Annotated in this window: 17 protein-coding genes; 4 read left to right on the plus strand and 13 right to left on the minus strand. The window is 71.4% G+C overall.

The genetic code is table 11. The features are described 5' to 3' along the window. Positions 1–2: 2 nt before the first annotated feature. Complete coding sequence (locus ACIBG8_RS11995; protein WP_397342677.1) at positions 3–896, plus strand: lytic transglycosylase domain-containing protein; 894 nt, start codon at positions 3–5, stop codon at positions 894–896. Here the strand turns inward: ACIBG8_RS11995 and ACIBG8_RS12000 are convergent. The 9 genes from ACIBG8_RS12000 to ACIBG8_RS12040 all read right to left on the minus strand — a co-directional run bounded on the left by ACIBG8_RS12000 (position 833) and on the right by ACIBG8_RS12040 (position 10,259). Further along, positions 833–1,834 carry a class I SAM-dependent methyltransferase gene (locus ACIBG8_RS12000; protein WP_397342678.1) on the minus strand — a complete coding sequence of 334 codons (1,002 nt, stop codon included), beginning with the start codon at positions 1,832–1,834 and terminating at the stop codon, positions 833–835. The genes ACIBG8_RS11995 and ACIBG8_RS12000 overlap by 64 nt on opposite strands. Next, on the minus strand, positions 1,816–2,850 hold the full coding sequence (locus tag ACIBG8_RS12005) for a GNAT family N-acetyltransferase (RefSeq protein ID WP_397342679.1): 1,035 nt from the start codon (positions 2,848–2,850) through the stop codon (positions 1,816–1,818). The genes ACIBG8_RS12000 and ACIBG8_RS12005 overlap by 19 nt, the downstream gene beginning before the upstream one ends. After that, positions 2,837–4,024: an ATP-grasp domain-containing protein gene (locus tag ACIBG8_RS12010; RefSeq protein WP_397342680.1), complete on the minus strand. Its 1,188-nt coding sequence runs from the start codon at positions 4,022–4,024 to the stop codon at positions 2,837–2,839. The genes ACIBG8_RS12005 and ACIBG8_RS12010 overlap by 14 nt, the downstream gene beginning before the upstream one ends. Beyond that, positions 4,021–4,623: a hypothetical protein gene (locus ACIBG8_RS12015; protein ID WP_397342681.1), complete on the minus strand. Its 603-nt coding sequence runs from the start codon at positions 4,621–4,623 to the stop codon at positions 4,021–4,023. Before ACIBG8_RS12015 ends, ACIBG8_RS12010 begins: the two co-directional genes overlap by 4 nt. After that, positions 4,620–6,395: a carbamoyltransferase gene (locus tag ACIBG8_RS12020; protein ID WP_397342682.1), complete on the minus strand. Its 1,776-nt coding sequence runs from the start codon at positions 6,393–6,395 to the stop codon at positions 4,620–4,622. Before ACIBG8_RS12020 ends, ACIBG8_RS12015 begins: the two co-directional genes overlap by 4 nt. A gap of 4 nt (positions 6,396–6,399) precedes the next feature. Further along, on the minus strand, positions 6,400–7,596 hold the full coding sequence (locus ACIBG8_RS12025) for a hypothetical protein (RefSeq protein WP_397342683.1): 1,197 nt from the start codon (positions 7,594–7,596) through the stop codon (positions 6,400–6,402). After that, complete coding sequence (locus ACIBG8_RS12030; protein ID WP_397342684.1) at positions 7,593–8,483, minus strand: glycosyltransferase family 2 protein; 891 nt, start codon at positions 8,481–8,483, stop codon at positions 7,593–7,595. The genes ACIBG8_RS12025 and ACIBG8_RS12030 overlap by 4 nt, the downstream gene beginning before the upstream one ends. Beyond that, positions 8,480–9,595 (minus strand): UDP-galactopyranose mutase, encoded by a 1,116-nt coding sequence (gene glf, locus ACIBG8_RS12035; protein ID WP_397342685.1) that lies wholly within the window; start codon positions 9,593–9,595, stop codon positions 8,480–8,482. Before glf ends, ACIBG8_RS12030 begins: the two co-directional genes overlap by 4 nt. Positions 9,596–9,932: 337 nt before the next feature. Beyond that, the gene (locus ACIBG8_RS12040) at positions 9,933–10,259 is read right to left on the minus strand and encodes a hypothetical protein (protein ID WP_397342686.1); all 327 of its coding nucleotides are present in this window, start codon (positions 10,257–10,259) and stop codon (positions 9,933–9,935) included. 155 nt (positions 10,260–10,414) lie between these two features. Here ACIBG8_RS12040 and ACIBG8_RS12045 point away from each other — a divergent pair, with 155 nt between their 5' ends. Beyond that, a complete protein-coding gene (locus ACIBG8_RS12045; protein ID WP_397342687.1) occupies positions 10,415–10,684 on the plus strand; it encodes a TetR/AcrR family transcriptional regulator C-terminal domain-containing protein in 270 nt (89 codons plus the stop codon). Here the strand turns inward: ACIBG8_RS12045 and ACIBG8_RS12050 are convergent. After that, positions 10,644–11,624 carry a LacI family DNA-binding transcriptional regulator gene (locus ACIBG8_RS12050; RefSeq protein WP_397343929.1) on the minus strand — a complete coding sequence of 327 codons (981 nt, stop codon included), beginning with the start codon at positions 11,622–11,624 and terminating at the stop codon, positions 10,644–10,646. The two genes, ACIBG8_RS12045 and ACIBG8_RS12050, sit on opposite strands and share 41 nt — an antisense overlap. A gap of 102 nt (positions 11,625–11,726) precedes the next feature. Between ACIBG8_RS12050 and ACIBG8_RS12055 the strand changes: the two genes are divergently transcribed. Beyond that, entirely contained in the window at positions 11,727–14,108 is a 2,382-nt protein-coding gene (locus ACIBG8_RS12055; RefSeq protein WP_397342688.1) for an RICIN domain-containing protein, read from the plus strand. On the opposite strand, the gene ACIBG8_RS12060 is transcribed toward ACIBG8_RS12055, so the two are convergent. Together ACIBG8_RS12060 and ACIBG8_RS12065 are read right to left on the minus strand one after the other, a co-directional pair. Further along, positions 14,079–14,660: a YdeI family protein gene (locus tag ACIBG8_RS12060; RefSeq protein ID WP_397342689.1), complete on the minus strand. Its 582-nt coding sequence runs from the start codon at positions 14,658–14,660 to the stop codon at positions 14,079–14,081. The genes ACIBG8_RS12055 and ACIBG8_RS12060 overlap by 30 nt on opposite strands. A gap of 95 nt (positions 14,661–14,755) precedes the next feature. Continuing rightward, on the minus strand, positions 14,756–15,109 hold the full coding sequence (locus ACIBG8_RS12065; RefSeq protein ID WP_397342690.1) for a DUF4267 domain-containing protein: 354 nt from the start codon (positions 15,107–15,109) through the stop codon (positions 14,756–14,758). A 91-nt stretch (positions 15,110–15,200) separates the two neighbouring features. Here ACIBG8_RS12065 and ACIBG8_RS12070 point away from each other — a divergent pair, with 91 nt between their 5' ends. Beyond that, positions 15,201–15,773 carry a TetR/AcrR family transcriptional regulator gene (locus ACIBG8_RS12070; protein ID WP_397342691.1) on the plus strand — a complete coding sequence of 191 codons (573 nt, stop codon included), beginning with the start codon at positions 15,201–15,203 and terminating at the stop codon, positions 15,771–15,773. A gap of 15 nt (positions 15,774–15,788) precedes the next feature. Here ACIBG8_RS12070 and ACIBG8_RS12075 read toward each other — a convergent pair whose 3' ends face one another. After that, on the minus strand, positions 15,789–16,796 hold the full coding sequence (locus ACIBG8_RS12075) for an LLM class flavin-dependent oxidoreductase (RefSeq protein WP_397342692.1): 1,008 nt from the start codon (positions 16,794–16,796) through the stop codon (positions 15,789–15,791). Positions 16,797–16,833: the final 37 nt, after the last annotated feature.

Here is a 16,833-nt window from a genome sequence, read left to right on the forward strand (position 1 = left end):
TCATGAGCCGCCTCGCCTCCGCAGTCCTCGTCCTCAGTCTCGGAGTCGCAGGCTGCGGTGCCGCGACCGGCAGCGCCACAAAAAACACCAGCGCCGCCAAAGCCGCCGGAGAAACCGCTCAGCCGTCCGCCACCTCAACCCCCGCACCCGCCCCCGGCGTACGCATCAGCACCGATCCCACCGAGCTGGCCAAGGCGCTCAAGTCGACCACCACCGCCCTCATGACGGCGATCGACGGCTGGACCACCGGCCAGCCGCCCCAGGACCTCGTCCTGTACGCCCTGCACCAGCAGCGCATCTACCGCGCCATGGCCCGCAGCAGGACCCTGGCCGACGCCACCATCCGCCTGCTGCCCAAACGCCTGGCCGCCGAGGCGCGCGACAACGTGACCGCCATCGGCAAGCTCCTGTCCATGGCCCGCCCGATCAGCGCCGAGCGCCGCAGGAAGATGCGCCTGGCCGAGCCACCCCCGGCCAGGCAGCTGCGCGGCCACATGGTCGCCGCGGAGAAGCGGTTCGGCGTCGAGTGGGAGGTGCTCGCGGCGATCATGCTGGTGGAGACGAAGTTCGGCCGCGTCAGGTCGGCGAGCTCGACCGGCGCGCAGGGCCCGATGCAGTTCATGCCGGGCACGTGGAAGCAGTACGGCATGGGCGGCGACGTGCAGAACGCCCGCGACGCGGTGATGGCTGCGGCCAACTACCTCAAGGCGTCGGGCGCGCCGGGCAACTACCGGCGGGCGGTGTTCGCCTACAACCACGACGACCGGTACGTGGACGCCGTGCTGGCGCACGCCAGGCAGATCAAGCGGGACCCGCGCAGCTTCTACGCCTACTACAACTGGCAGGTGTTCGTGCTGTCCACGAAGGGCGACGTCCGGCTCACCGGCCCGCGCTGAGCCACGGCGACGATCGCGGTCCTGGGCACCTCGGCGACGAACAGCCCGCCCTCGGGGTACACCACGGGCCGCGTGGCCCCCAGGGCGCTGTGGTCGAAGTACCGCTCCAGGACCCGCCAGGGGTCATCCTGCCGGGCGAGATGACGGCTGACGCCGTACATGTCACCGATATATCGGCACATGCGGGCTTTGGCTTCGTCAGCCGTCGAAGCCCGCACGATCAGCGGGTCGTACAGGTCCATCACCCGCACCGGCAGCCCCGCGTCACGGAACAGACCGGCGAGCTCGGCCCGGGTGAAGTGGCTGTAGGCATGCCCACCGGCCGCGTGCGGGTGCACCACCTCGGCGAAGAACCCCGCCATCGGGCTCGACTCGTCGAAGTCGTGCAGCACGATCCGCCCGCCAGGCCGCGTCACCCGCACCGCCTCGGCCACGGCCGCGGGACGCTGCGCGGGGGCGATGTGATGCGTGCCGTACGCCAGGAGCACCCCGTCCATCGAAGCGTCACGCAGGAAGAGGAAATGGGCGGCCTGCCGTACGGCGGGCAGTCCCTGGGCCAGCGCCCGGTCGACCATCTGCCCGGACAGGTCGCCGGTGATGACGACGGGTTTGCTCTCGAGGCCGCCCACCGCACGGGCGAGCGTCCCGTCGCCGCCGAGCACGTCGAGCACCAGCGGCGCCTGCGACGACGGGTCGGGCACGAGCAGCCGCAGCAGCGCGCTGATGCCCGTCCACCTGACGAGGGCGTCCTGCTGGGCGCGGCGGTAGGAGTCGCCCCGCCCGCCGTCGTCGGAGTCGAACTCGCTGCTGGTCACGGCGAGCACGTCCAGCGCCTCGCGGGCGCCGGGACGCTGGAAGTCGAGCACGGCGTGCAACTGCGGATGGACGGTCGAGACGACCCGCTGGTACTCGTCCAGGCTCAGGGATGGGAGATACACGCGGTGTTCCTCTCAGGGAGCTGCGGAGGGTCGAAACGGTGGCTGAACCGGCCCATCAGCCGGGTGACCGCCGCGCTGCGTGCGGCGAACAACCGGATGCGCGGCTCCAGAGCCACCCCGAGCTGCTTCTTCGTCTCGTAGGCCGCCGCGCCGAACGACAGCCGTCGCGCGCCGGAGGCAATGGCGTGTCGCACGCAGGCGGTCAGGATCGCGTGGTAGACGCTCGTGCCCGCCGTGCGCGCGTAGTCGCGGCCGAGCCACCGCACCGCGAGGTCGTCGCCACTGCGCAGGAGCGCGACGCACCCGACCGGTTCGCCGTCCAGAAGTGCGCCCAGAAGGGTGAAGTCGCTGCCCAGAGCCGAGGCGGCCGTCGCGAACAGGCCAGGTCTGAAGTGCCTGGTCCCGCCGTGCCGCCGGGTCACGTCGGCCACGAGCCGGTCCAGGGCGGGCGTGTCCGGGGCCAGGGGGAGAACGACGATCCCTTCCCGTACGGCTCGCCGCTGCGTGCGCCCGATCTCCCTGCGCCGCCTGCCGGGCAGCCAGGCCAGGTAGTCGTCGAACGAGGCCCAGCGCAGGTCGAGCCGGGTGTCGGGCAGCCAGGCCATCCGGACGAAGCCCGGCGGCACGGCCCCGCCGGAGGGAAGGTGGTCGACGATGCAGAACAGCAGCCGTTCCCGCCTGACCAGCGCGTGGATCTCGCCGAACAGGTCGGAGCCCAGCAGTCCTGGCGTGGCCGTCAGCGGGAGCGCGACGTGCAGGAACGGCCGCCAGCGCGTCAGCCTCCCGAAGCGGGCGTCGAGCGCGGTGTTCTGCAGCCGCCGTTCGATCGAGCACACCGCGGCGGCCACCAGCCTGCCGTCGCGGCGCAGGAGCAGGTACCTGGGCCGGTGGTCGGCCAGCGTCGCCTCGGCCAGGCGCAGCCAGCGGTGCCCGGCGAAGGGCACGTCCCCGGCGAGCGCGTCCCACTCCCCCGCCGTCACGCCCTCGATCGAGGGCAGGAGGTCAACCGCGTACATCGAACCGCAGGGTCGCGGCCGCCTGGTCGGCGGCCTCGCGCAGCCCCTCGACCGTCGCCGCGTGCACGACGAACCAGCCGAGCCGGTCGGACACGTCCTGGTAGGCCCGCACCCGCTGCCCTGGCCGTGCGAGCAGGACCAGCTCGGCGACCTCGGGGATGGCCCTGGCGCGTTCCTCGCCGGAGATCGCGACCAGCTCACCGGCGCGCGGCGCGGTCAGCACCTGCCACAGGACCGGGCGCGGCGGGTGCGGGGCCAGCTCGACGGGTTTGCCGACGGCGGCGAGGACGGCGGCCCTGACCGGGTCGACGCCGAAGCAGTGGCGCACCATGTCGTCCGTGCCGTTGCCGCCGGTGCGCAGGCCCAGCTCGATGACGTACGGCTCGCCGTCCGGGGTGACGATGAGGTCGAGGTTGAGCGGCCCGCGCCGGTACTCCAGGCGGCTGCACACCTTGTCGATGATCGACCTGGTGGTGTGCTCCACCCCGCTGGGCAGCCCCGCGGGCATCCGGCGGCTCGTCGTCAGGAAGTCGGGGCTGACCGTCTGCCTGCTCATCGCCGTGAACACCACGCGGCCGTTGTCGACGACGCATTCGCCGTTGTAGAGGACGCCGGGGATCTCCTCCTCGACCATGATCACGCCGCTGTAGGAGCGCCGGTGCGCCTCGTGCGCGGCGGCCAGGACGTCGCCGGGCGCGGCGCACCTGGTCACGCCGCGCCCGCTCTGCGCGTCTGCGGGTTTGACCACCACGGGGTAGCGCAGCGTGCGGGCGCGCGCCGCCACCTCGGAGGGGTCCTCGCCCTTCATCCACGGGTAGGACGAGACGCCCAGGTCGTCGAGGATGCCGCGCAGCACCCACTTGTCCACCGAGGCCCGCGCGGCCGTGCGCGACAGCCGGGACGGCAGGCCGAGCGCGTCGGCCACCTCGCGCAGCGCGGGCACCGCGACGTCGCTGGAGGGGCTGAGCACCCCGGCCACGTCGGTGCGGCCGTCGAGCGCGGCCAGGATCGCGCCCGCGTCCCTGGTGCTGACCGGCAGGTACTCGTCGGCGAGCGCGACGCCGGGCGCCGTCGCCGACCGGTCGACGGCGATCGTCCGGTAGCCCATCGCGGCGGCCGCCCGGTAGGTGGACAGCGCGCCGTCGGCGGCGCCCAGGATCAGCAGGGATCTCATACCGTTCTCCAAGGGGCGAGGAGCACCGCGACGGCCAGCACGAGGTGGACCGCCGCGAACACGACGGCGGTGGCGACCGTGGGCGGCCCGCCGACGAAGACGATGATGTGCGAGGCCCAGTCCAGCCGCGCGGGCCGCCCGTTCGGCCAGTCGTAGAGCGCCCAGAAGGTCAGGTCGTTCAGCCCGGAGATGACCACGAGGACCGCGGCGATCCCGGACCTGAGCACGGAAGCGGTGGCCGCGCCCGCCATCCGGTAGGCGAGCAGGCCGAACAGCACGACGAACGTGACCGTCAGCAGGCTCCATTGGTAGATGGCCTCGAACTGGCCGCGCCCGGCGGAGAACCGCAGGATCCGCACCACCATCCCGGTGTCCAGGAACCCCATGTAGAACACCACCGCGGCCAGCAGCAGCCCCGGGCCGAAGCGCCAGCGCGGCAGCAGCGCGACCGTCACCACGCCGAGCACGAACGGGCTCAGCCGGAACGCCCAGTCGAGCACGTTGCCCAGCGTCTGCTGGGGCGGCAGCACATAGAGGATGAGTACGGCCAGCACGGCGGCGGGGAGGCCGGGCGCCAGCCAGAGCCACCGTTCCCTCATCGTTTGCGCGCCCAGAACGGGCCCATCGCCAGGGCGTCCACGTCGGTCTTGAGATAGCAGGCGACCGCGTCCTCCGGCGTGCACACGATGGGCTCGTCGTTGTCGTTGAACGAGGTGTTGACCAGCATCGGCACCCCGGTCAGCGCGTCGAAGCGGGAGATCAGATCGTGGTAGAGCGGGTTGTCGGCGCGGCTGACCGTCTGCACGCGGGCCGAGCCGTCCACGTGGGTGATGGCCGGTACGGCGGAGCGGCGGTGTTCGAGCACGTCGAACACGAGCAGCATCACCGGCGACGGGTGGTCGCTGGCGAAGTACTCGCCCGACCGCTCCTCCAGGCAGGACGGCGCGAACGGCCGGAACGGCTCGCGGTGCTTGACCTTCTCGTTCATGCGCGCCTTCGACGAAGGGTCGCGCGAGTCGGCCAGCAGCGACCGGTTGCCCAGGGCGCGCGGGCCGCACTCCATCCGGCCCTGGAACCAGCCGACGATCAGGCCGTCGGCGATCCGCTGCGCGGTGTGTCCGGCGATGTCGTCCATGCGCTCGTACTCCACGCCCGCGTCGCGCAGCGCCTTCTCCATGCGGTCCTCGGTGAACTCCGGGCCGGTGAACATGTAGCCGCCGGTGGGCCTGGGCCTGCCGTACCGGCCGACGCTGACGGCGAGGGCGGCGCCCAGTGAGGCGCCGTCGTCGGCGGCGGCGGGTTGGGCGAAGAACTCCTCGAAGCCGGTCTCCAGGAGGATGCGGCCGTTCATCACCGAGTTCAGCGCCACGCCACCGGCCACGGCGAGCCTGGTCTCGCCGGTCTGCTCCTGCAGCCACGTCGCCAGGTGCAGACCGGCCCGCTCCAGGGTGGCCTGCAGCGCGTAGGCGACGTCCCTGTAGTGCTGCGGGACGGGGTTGTCCTTGGTGACCTTCGTCTTGGGCCTGGGCGGTCCGAAGGCGTCGAGGAACTTCGCCGACACCTGGTGCCTGCCGTTCACGTGGTGCTTGAACCAGCTGAGGTCGAGCTCGAAGCCGCCCGGGGTGAGGTGCACGAGGTCGGCGAACCGGTCGACGTAGGCGTCCGTGCCGTACGGCGCGAGCCCCATGACCTTGCCCTCGTCGATCGTGGGGTGGAAGCCGAGGTAGCCGGTGACGATCGCGTAGAGGGCGCCCAGCGAGTGCGGGTAGCGGATGCGTTTCAGGTCCCTGATCCGGTCGCCGTCGGCGACGGCCAGGCAGGTGCTGGTCCCGTCGCTGCCGATGCCGTCCAGGGTGAGGACGGCTGCGCTGTCGAACGGGCTGACGTAGTAGGCGCTGGCGGCGTGCGAGCGGTGGTGGTCGACGAGGTGCACCTTGAACCTGGTGTCGCCGGTGTGCCCCACGGCGGCCTTGATGTCGGCGGTGAGGGTGTAGGTGCGCTTGATGTGCGCCAGGACGGCGCCGCCGACGTGGAAGTCGTCCATCTTGGCGCCGTCGCCGTGCTTGATGGTGTCCACGAGCCCGGCGGACTGCTCGTTGCGGAACACCTCCAGCGTGCCGGGGAAGTAGCGGGCGAAGACCTTCGCCGCGTGGGCGGCCTCGCGCCAGCGCTGCCAGTAGAAGGCGACGTGGTCCACCTCCCCGAGCCCGATGCCCGCCTGCTCCAGGCAGTAGGCGATCGCCCTGCCGGGGAACCCGCCGTCGTGTTTGCGCCGGGTGAACCGCTCCTCCTCGGCGAACGCGACGATCTCCCCGTCGCGGACGAGCGCGGCCGCCGAGTCGTGCACCCGCGAGATGCCCAGTACGTACATGTCGTCACTCCGTGGTCAGCTTGCGCCGCATGACATGAGCCTTGATCGGGATGGCCAGGGCGAGCGCGGCCATGGCCCCCGCCGCGCCCTCCAGGGGGACGAGCAGCGCGGCCAGCAGGCCGGTGGCGACCAGGCCGACGAGCGCGCCTGAGGCGGTCACGGTGAGCACGTCGTTGGTGGTGTTCTCCACCAGGTACCCGGCGTACATCACGGTCAGGAAGAGCGTCACGACGACGGCCGCCATGACGACGAGACCGACCGGGTACGGCAGGCCCGCCATCGCCACCACCAGCACCACCAGCGGCGCGCCCATGATCTCGGCGCGCCGCAGCAGCCGGACGGCGTGCGCGCGGCCCTCGCGCCCCCTGGTGCCGCGCAGCCGGTGCGAGGTGGCCGGCTGGGCCACCCGCAGCAGGTAGACGACCACCTGGCAGATCGCGATCGGGCCGAGCAGCGCCAGGTAGAGCACGCCGCTCTGGTCGGCCTGCCCGGAGAGGGTCAGCACCAGGTACGCCAGGGCGAAGCACAACGCGTCGAACAGGTCGGCCGCGCCGAGCAGCAGGGTCAGGCGGACCAGCTTTCCCAGGAGGCGGCGGCGGGGCGCGGGCCGTACCCACGTGCGGGGCAGGGCGGCGATCGCGCCCAGGGTCACCGCGACCGTCCCGGCCAGCACCAGCAGCAGGTGCACCTGCGGCGCCCAGCCGGTCACCACGGTGGCCACCGTGGCGGCCAGCACCACGGCGCCGCTCGCGCCGAACGCGACCGTGTCCCAGATCGGCCGCCCCCGCGCCCGGTGCAGCCCCGACACCGTCATCAGCACCCCGGTGCACGCCGACCAGGCTCCGGCGGCGAGGTAGGCCGTGAGCGCGGCACGCGGCGCGACAAAGGCCGCGACCAGGACAGCCGTCACAAGGGCGAGCGCCGGTGCGGCCGACATCGCCAGCGACAGCCGTACCACGGAAGGGCCGAGCCGCGGGGTGCGCGGCAGCGTCTTCAGCGCCGCCTTCTCGGGAGCGTCGCTCACCAGCAGCAACCACGCGCACTGCCCGACCGCCCCCGCGTAGAGGCTGAAGGCGCGCCCGTCCCACACCGTCACCAGGGCCAGCGCGGTCACCTGCACCCCGGCGCGGAAAGCGCCCCTGCCCAGCAGCAGCCGCAGGACCAGCAGGGGCCTCGGGAGCGCGACCTCCACCACGCTCACAGACGGTCCGCCTCTCTGATCGGCAGCGTCGCCTCCCGCACGTAGAACAGCCGCGGCCGCGCCTGGCCAGCCGCGATGGAGACGAGGTACCGCACGGTGAAGCCCTGCACGGCCAGCACCACGGCCGCCAGCAGGAACGGCACCGTACGGCCTGCTGGGCTGACGATCGCGCACAGCAGCGCCACGACGGCGGCGGCCGTGGACAGGCCCGCCGCCGCGCTCGTCAGCCGCCGCCCGACGCTGACGTACAGGTCGAGGGCGTGCCGGGCGAGCCACAACACGTTCACCTTCGAGCTGCCGCGCGTGCGCCCGCGATGTGTCACGGGGACGGTGGTGTACCTGTTCGTCAGCCGGGGCACCGTGGCCAGGAAGTACGGCGTGCCCAGCTCCAGCTCGACGATCGTGCGCGCCAGCGACGCGCGCACCAGCCGGAACGCGGTGGCGCCCCTGGGCACCTCGATCCGCAGCCACCTGGACAAGGCGTGGAAGGCGGCCGACCCGGCCCGCCGTACCCACGGGTCGTCGCGGTCGACGCGGACGCCGAACACCGCGTCGTACCCCTCCTGGGCCACCTCGAACAGCCTGCGCCCCTCGGCGGCGGGGAACTGCTGGTCGGCGTCCAGGTGCAGGATCCAGTCGCGCCCGGCGTACAGGTATCCGGCCGAGAAGGCGGCCTCGAAGCCGAAGTTGCGGGTGAAGGAGATGTACTGCACGCGCGGGTCGCTCTCGGCGAGCTTCTTGAGCGCCTCCAGCGTGCCGTCGGTGCTGCCGTCGTCCACGAAGACCAGCTCGAGGTCGTGCTCGCCGAACTCGGCCACCACCTCGGCGTAGACGTGGGGGATGTTGTCCGCCTCGTTGAAGCAGGGGATGACGACGGAAAGGCTCACGGGCGGATCCGGTTCTCGACGAGGGTCAGGGCTGAGGCGATGGCCGCGTGCATGTCGAGGTACTTGTAGGTGCCGAGCCTGCCGCCGAAGAACACGCCTTTCTCGGCCCTGGCCAGTTCCCTGTAGCGCTGGAGGCGTAATCGGTCGGCCGCCGTGCCGACCGGGTAGTACGGCTCGTCGCCCGCGACGGCGAAGCGGGAGTACTCGCGCATGATGACGGTCCTGTCCGGCGGATACGCGCGCTCGGGATGCAGGTGGCGGAACTCGTGCACCCGGGTGTACGGCACGTCCTCGTCGGCGTAGTTCATCACCGCGGTCCCCTGGAAGTCCCCCGTGTCCACCACCTCGACCTCGTAGTCCAGCGTCCGCCAGGTCAGCGCGCCCTCGGCGTACCCGAAGTAGCGGTCGATCGGCCCGGTATAGACGACGGGGACGGCGCCGGGCGCGCCCAGGTCGAAGAAGTCGGTGCCCAGCCGCACCTCGATGCGGGGATGGTCGGCCATGCGCTCCAGCCACGCTGCGTAACCGTCGGCCGGGAGGCCCTGGTGGGTGTCGTCGAAGTAGCGGTCGTCGAAGGTGTAGCGCACCGGCAACCGGGTGATGATCTCCGGCGGCAGGTCCTGCGGCGCGGTCTGCCACTGCTTGGCCGTGTAGCCCCGGATGAGCGCCTCGTACAGCGGCCGCCCCACCAGCGAGATCGCCTTCTCCTCCAGGTTCGCCGGATCGGGGAACTCCCCCGCCAGCTCCGCGACGAGGGTGCGGGCCTGGCGCGGGGTCATGACGCGGCCGAAGTACTCGCAGATGGTGCCCAGGTTGATGGGCAGGGAGTAGACGCGCCCCTTGAAGACCGATCTGACCCGGTGCCGGTACCCGGTGAAGCGGGTGAAGCGGTTGACGTACTCCCACACGCGGTCGTTGGAGGTGTGGAAGATGTGCGTGCCGTACCGGTGCACCTCTATGCCGGTGGACGGCTCGAACTCGCTGTGGGCGTTGCCGCCGAGGTGCTCGCGGCGCTCGGCCACGAGCACGCGTAAACCCAGGTCGCGTGCCGCGCGCTCGGCCACGGTGAGGCCGAAGAGCCCGGCGCCGGCAATGACGAGGTCAATCTCCACGGCCGTCCTTCGGGAGTCGATCCGGCCGGGAACTGCTGGTCGAGCAGGCGGCCGCAATGAGTGCTCGCTCGCTCCGCCCCCGTGCGGCTCGAGTCCCGTCTGACTGTTTATCGCTGGGATCCTCGCCAAGTATCACTAGTTGAAAGTCTTATATAAGTAGTTGTCACGCTTTTGTGACGCTATGGGGTTCCGAACCAGACGCGGAGCGCCTCAGGCAGGCCCCCGGCGCCCGTATCCGTCGGGGCGCACCAGCGTGGGAGTGATGTCCGCCGGCGCGATGTCCACCCGGTCCGCCCACGGCGCGGCCGCCCCAGCAGGACGGGACGCCCGGCGCGCATCAGGGTGGCGAAGCGGGTGCCGCAGCGCGGCGACGTTCCGCCCCGGCGACAGCAGCGCGGTCTGGGCGCGACTGTGCGTGATGACCCGCCCCCCACCGGCCGCCGCTCGCTCTCGTAGGTGTCGAGCAACCCCTCGGGCGCCCACGGGAGTTCACGCTGCCCTTGACCATGCCCTGCGCGGACGGCGGCGCGCTCATCGGCAGCTCGGCGCCGAGCACCCGGGTGACGGCGTCGCGCAGCTCCTCGAACGGCACCGACTCGCGGTCCTCGGCCGGCGGCTGCCCCCACCCGTAGACCCCGACCCGGAACACGCCAGGACGGAGCACGCCGTAACCGAAGCAGCCGGTCCCGGTCCTGGTGAAGCTGCCCGGCCTGATCCGCCCGACCGGTCCTGGGATGTCCAGCTCGCCGCCCTCTCCGGCGGGCGCCCTTCGAGGATCTCCTCCGGCCTGCGCTGCGGCACGGGGAGCGCGTAGAGGTCGTGGTCCTCTCCCAGGTCAAGCATGATCGCCCCGAACGGGAAGGCCCGCACCGGGCCTTCGAGGCGTCACTGACCAGGGAGATCGCGGAGCGCGCGCCGACCGTGGCCGATCCGGGGCTGGCCGCCCGGCAGCTCGTCATGCTGGTGCTCAACGAGGCGGTCGACCGCTCCCACTACGGCCTGAACCCCCTGGACGACGCCGAGATCGACCGCATCGTCGACGAGGGCGTCACCCTGTGGAGCCGCGCCTACCTGTGCTGCTGCGGATGATCAGGCTGGGCTGGAGCAGGTGCAGGGTGCCGTGTGGTGGGCGGCCGTCGGCTATCGCGTGCAGGAGCAGGGTCGCCGCCTGGCGCGCCATCTCCCTGCTCGGGATCGCGACCGTGGTCAGCGCCGGGTGCGTGTGCCGTACCTCGGCGATGTCGTCGTGCCCCACCACCGACAGGTCGCCGGGTACCGAGCGCCCGGCCAGCCTGGCCGCCTCCAGCGCGCCCAGGGCCAGGATGTCGTGGGTGGCGAAGAACGCGGTGATCTCCGGGTCGGCGGCCAGCGCGGCGTTCGCGGCGGTGAAGCCGCCGTCGGCCGTGGGTGACGGGGAGGCGAAGACCTGGGCGCCGGGCAGGGCGCGGCGGAAGCCGTCCAGGCGCCGCGCGTGCGCGGGCAGGCTGGCGAGTACGGCGACGCGGGTGTGGCCCAGGGAGCGCAGGTGCTCCCCCGCGAGCTGCCCCGCCTGCTCGTAGTCGATCGTCACCACCGGCAGCGTGTCCGGCGCCTCCGTCTCCCACGCGCACAGCGCGACCGGGAAACGCGCGTCGGTCAGCAGGGGCAGGTGGTCGATGAGGTCCTGGTCGCCGGCGATGAGTAAGGCGTCGACGAGCCTGCTGGTCAGCCCGGCCAGGTGCCGCCTGGCCCGCTCGCCGTCCTGGCGCGTGGTGCACAGCAGCAGGTGGTAGCCGTGCTCCTCCAGCACGTTCTCCACCTCCTCCACCACCGCCGAGTAGAACGAGCTGGCCACCGTGGGCACGAACAGGCCGACGGTCATCGTGGTGCCGGTCGCCAGCGACCTGGCCACCAGGTTGGGGGTGTAGCCGAGTTCGGCGATCGCCGTCCTGACCCTCGCCTCCGTGTCCGGCCGTACGGGCACCCGTCCGGTCACCACGTTGGACACCGTCTGCTTCGTCACGCCGGCGCGTTCTGCCACGTCCCGCATCGTCACCACACCCCGCATCATACGGAGTCGCGGTTTATGCTTGTTTTACCGGTCAAATGAGACGTACTGTGCGGCTGCGATCCTCATCTGGAAGGAGCACCCGTGTTATTACCCCCCAAGGTGTTCGCCGCCGTGCTGCTGACGCTCGGTCTCGTCACGGCGACCCCACCGGCAGCCACGTACACGATCACGATCGGCTCCACGGCGTCCTACGCCTACCCGACCGACACCCCGGCCAGCGCCTACATCGACAAGGACGGCACGTTCTACTTCCAGCAGTCCGCCGCGCTGTACGGCCAGAACGACCCCCGCTACTGGGACTTCTACACCGGCACGAGCTTCGACAGCGCCAGCCGTTCCACCGCGATCAGCAACGCGGTGAACCCGGCCAACTCCAACGACAGGAACAACGACACGACGTGGCGCTGCAACAACAGCCCCACCGGCGTGGAGGCGACGTCGGCGGGCGGCGGCTCGGGGTACTCGCAGAAGAACTTCTGCGACCTGGTCGGCGTCTGGGTCGATCCGGACACCGGCGACTGGTACGGCCTGGTGCACAACGAGTTCACGCCGCAGCCGTTCGGCGACGGGCTGCACTACGACTCGCTCGACTACGCGGTCTCCACGAACCAGGGCAAGGTGTGGACGATCAAGGGCCACGCCATCACCTCGCCGTACAGCACCAAGCGCAACGACACAGCCGCGTTCCCGAACCAGACCTACGACTACGGGGACGGTGACCCGCGCCTGTACGTGGACACCGCCTCGGGATACTTCTACGTCTACTACGGCTCGCGGATCATCCCGAAGGGCGGGGTCGGCGGGAGCAACGGCGGCCTGGCGCACGTGGCGAGAGCCCCCATGTCCGGAAAAATGGCCTCATGGACGAAGTTCTACAACGGCTCGTTCTCGCAGCCGGGCGTCGGCGGCAAAGAGAGCAACCTGGTTCCCGGCGGGTTCACCCCGGTCGGGTCCGACTACAGCCCGGCCAACACCGGCACGGTGGACCAGCAGGTCGCGGCGGGCAAGCTGCCGCCGAAGTCCGACCTGTTCATCATGAACATCACCTACAACGCCTACCTGGGCCTCTACCTGGGCGAGCCTGAGGTCGTCTCGGGTACGGCCCCGCAGAGGTTCTACGTCACCGACGACCTGTCCACCCAGAAGTGGTACCTGATCGGCGACTCGGGCAGCTACACCTCGGGCTCCTGGTACCGGTGGTTCGTCGACAGCGCGAACAAGACGAGCTCCACGATCGTCGGCAAGTCGTTCCGCTCCTACTGCTCGATCGCCTGCGCGCACTCCTCGGGCGAGTACGCCAACGTGACCATCGGTTCAACCGCCCCCGCCGCGCCGCCCGTCGATCCGGCGAAGACGTACAGGATCGCCAGCGGGGACGGGCGGGTGCTCGCGCAGTCCGGCTCGGCGACCACGTCGGTCCCGTCGCCGACCGGGTCGGCGCTGGAGGCGTGGCAGTTCGCGAGCAACGGCGACGGCTCCTACCGGATCACCAACGCCTCCACCGGCCAGGCGCTCGGCGTCGACTCCGCCGTCACCTCCGGCCGCGCCTGGGGCGCCAAGCCGACCGTCACCGCGGGCTCCGCCGTGGGCCAGCAGTGGTTCGTCATCCCGTCGGGCGGCTCGTTCCGCCTGGTCAACCGGTACAGCGGGCTGGTGCTCGGCCTGTCGTCCGACGCGGCGCGGCTGGCCGAGACGACCCCGGTGCGGCACTGGACCAACACCACGGGCAACCCCGTCGGCGGCAGCCGTACTGCTGCCGAGCAGACGCTGACGTTCACCGCGACCGGCACTCCGGGCACCGAGACCGTCACCGTCGCCAACCCGGGCACGCAGGCCGGTACCGTCGGCACGGCCGTGTCGCTGCAGGTCAGCGCGACGGACTCGCTGGGCAAGCCGCTCACCTTCACGGCCACCGGGCTGCCCGCAGGCCTGTCGATCAGCGCCTCCGGCCTGATCACCGGCACTCCGACGGCGACGGGAACGTCCACCGTCCAGGTCACCGCGTCCTCGGGTACGGCGAGCGGCACGGCGTCGTTCTCGTGGACGGTCGGCCCGGCGCTCAACGGCACCCACACCATGCTGGCCTCGGGCATGGCGCTCGACGACCCGAACCACTCCACGACGCCGGGCACGCAGTTCGTCACCTGGGCGCCCAACGGCGGACCGAACCAGACGTGGACGTTCACCCAGCAGGCCGACGGCTCCTACCAGATCGTCAACGGCGAGTCGCACCTCTGCATGGACGTCAACGGCGGCTCGGTCTCGGCCGGTGCGCAGATCATCCAGTGGACCTGCACCGGCGCGAGCAACCAGCGGTGGGTGGTGACGGCGGTCTCCGGCGGCTACAAGGTCGCCTCGCAGAAGAGCGGCCTCCTGCTGACCACCGCGTCCACCGCGAACGGCGCGCTGGTGACGCAGCAGGCGGACTCCGGCTCAGCCCTCCAGCGGTGGGCGATCAGCTAGAGCCAGTACGGCCCGCTCCAGGCGGGCCTGCCTGGCCTCCGGGCTGAGTGCCTGGAGCAGGGGCAGGATCACCTGGTAACGCCCGGTCTTGTCCAGCGCCTCGAACGCCTTCCCGGCCTCCGGGTTCGCGTCGAGGGCGGCGGCGAGATCGGGCGGGACGGCCGCCGTCCGCTGCGACTCGTAGGCGGCGGCCCACCGGCCGTCCGCCTGCGCCCTGCGCACCTCGGCCAGGCCGGGCTCGCGCATGCGCCCGGCCGCGGTGAGCGCCGCGACCTTGTCCACGTTCACCTGCGACCACAGGCTCTTCGGGCGGCGCGGGACGTATTTCTGCAGGTAGTACTGCTCGTCGAGGGAGCGGCGCTGGCCGGAGACCCAGCCGTAGCAGAGCCCGATGTCGACCAGCTCGTCCTCGGTGACCGACGGGATGCCCGACTTCTTCTTGCCCACCTTGATCCACACGCCTTCCTGGCGCGCGTGGTGGGCGGCCAGCCACTTCTCGAACGCGGGACCGTCCGCGAAGGCCATGATCTCCACACCGCCGAGCTCTTCCACGGGCGCCAGGCTATCGCCCACCCGCCCGGCGCCGTGAGAACAGGGGGTCCGCGCCGCGGGCGCGCCCGGCGCCCCACCTCCGATCAGTGGCTCCTTCACACCAGGAACAGCAGGACCGCGTCGATGAGGACGATCACGGCGGTGGAGAAGTGGATGCCGAACGCCGTGGCCTTGGTGCCGCCGTTGCGGAGCACGATGAGCGTGTCGCCGAGGGGGTTGATGGCCACGACGAGCATGAAGATCGCCACGGCGCGGGCGTCGGCGAAGGCGATCAGCGCGAGGCCGAGGATGCCGTAGCTGAGGTCGCGCAGGCCCTTGATGGTCACGTAGACGCTCTGCTTCGAGGGCACGCCGTACCCGGCGACGGCGGCCTCGGGACGCAGGAAGAACTGGGCGCCCATGTAGACGACGAAGAGGTTGAGCACGATGGCAAGGCCGTAAGCGATCATTGGGGGATCTCCAGAAAATCTAGCGCTGCTAGGAACAAGAGCGACAGTAGCATAGCTATGGCAGGTCCGCTAGCACTGCTAGGATTGCTTCATGTCGATCCAGACGCGCCGGGAGCGCGAGCGGGCTGAGCGGGAGCGGTTGATCGTCACGACCGCGCGTGACCTGGCCGAGGCCGAGGGGTGGGACGCGGTGACCACGCGGCGGCTGGCCGCGGAGATCGAGTACAGCCAGCCGGTGCTCTACAGCCACTTCTCGGGCAAGGACGCGATCATGGCGGCGGTCGCCGTCCAGGGGTGCGCCGACCTGGCCGCCGAGCTGCGCACGGCCCGCACATCCGCCGGGGACCCGCGCCAGGCTCTGGCGGACGTCGGTACGGCTTACGCCGCGTTCGCCGAGCAGCGTCCCGCGCTCTACGACGCGATCTTCACCCTCGCCGTGCCCCTGCCGTTCGCCACCCCCGAGGCGCCGGCCGAGCTGCAGGCGGCGTTCGGGGAGATCCTCGAGACCGTGCGGCCACTGGCGGGGGACGACCAGCTGGAGACGCTCACCGAGACCTTCTGGGCGTCGCTGCACGGGCTGGTCACGCTGATGCGCAACGGCCGGTTGCGCCGGGAGGAGCACGAGCTGCGGCTGGCCGTACTGATCAGACGCTTCTCCAGCTAGACGGCTACCGGCCGCCTAGAGGTCCAGCCCCCTGATGAGGTCGATGATGCGGGCCTGGTTGCTGCGGATGTCCTCGGGGGCGTTGCCGTACACCGCGGGGGTGAGCTTGACGGTGTCGGCCAGCCCCTCGTAGGCGGCCAGGCGCTCGGCGACCTGGTCGGGCGTTCCGGCCAGCACCAGCGGTTCGACCATACGGTGGGGTACGGCGGGCCGCTCCCCCGCGCGGAACGCGGCGACCACGGCCGCGTGCTCCTCGGCCAGGCCGTGGAAGGCGAAGAAGTCCTTGTAGGTGGCGACGGAGGCGTAGAAGGCGAGCACGCCTTCGGCGCGTTGCCGGGCGAGCGTGGGGTCCTGGTCGATGGAGCAGCAGGCGGAGACGACGACGTCGAACCCCTTCCTGGAACGGCCGGACCGCTGCAGGCCCTCGGTCAGGTCGGGCAGCACGCGCTCGCGCAGGTAGGACGGCGAGGACAGCTCGTGCGAGATCCAGCCGTCGGCGATCCTGCCGGTGAGCCTGGTGAGCTGCGGCCCGACGGCGGCCAGGTAGATGGGGATCGCGGTCCGTACGGGCTCGTATGGCCGGCGGAAGCCGCGCACGCTGAGCCTCTGCCACGCGCCGTCGTACTCCAGCGGCTCGCCCGTGTGCGCCTTGGCGACGATGGTCCTGATCACGTCGACGGTCTCGGCGAGCTGCGCCAGGGGACGTTCCCAGCGGGCGTTGTGCCAGTTCTCGTTCAGCCTGCGGGCGCCGGTGCCGAGGCCGAGGATGAACCTGCCGCCGGTGAGCTCGTCGAGGTCGAGCGCCTCAAGGGCGGTGATCATGGGGCTGCGGGCGAAGGCGAGCGCGATCGCGGTCCCCACGTGCGCGCCGTTCACCGCCCCTGCCACGGCCGCCGCCGTGACGGTGGCGCTGCGGTGCAGCTCGGGCACCCACACGACCTCCGCACCGGCCCGCTCGGCCGCGCTGGCGGCCTCGGCCAGCTCAGCCAGCGTCTCGCCCCACGGACCGTAGGTGATCCTCATGAGGGCAACCGTAATAGTCTGACCTTTTAGCGGCAAG

It is taken from the genome of Nonomuraea sp. NPDC050556 (genome assembly GCF_044457355.1).
In the GTDB taxonomy this organism is placed as follows: domain Bacteria; phylum Actinomycetota; class Actinomycetes; order Streptosporangiales; family Streptosporangiaceae; genus Nonomuraea.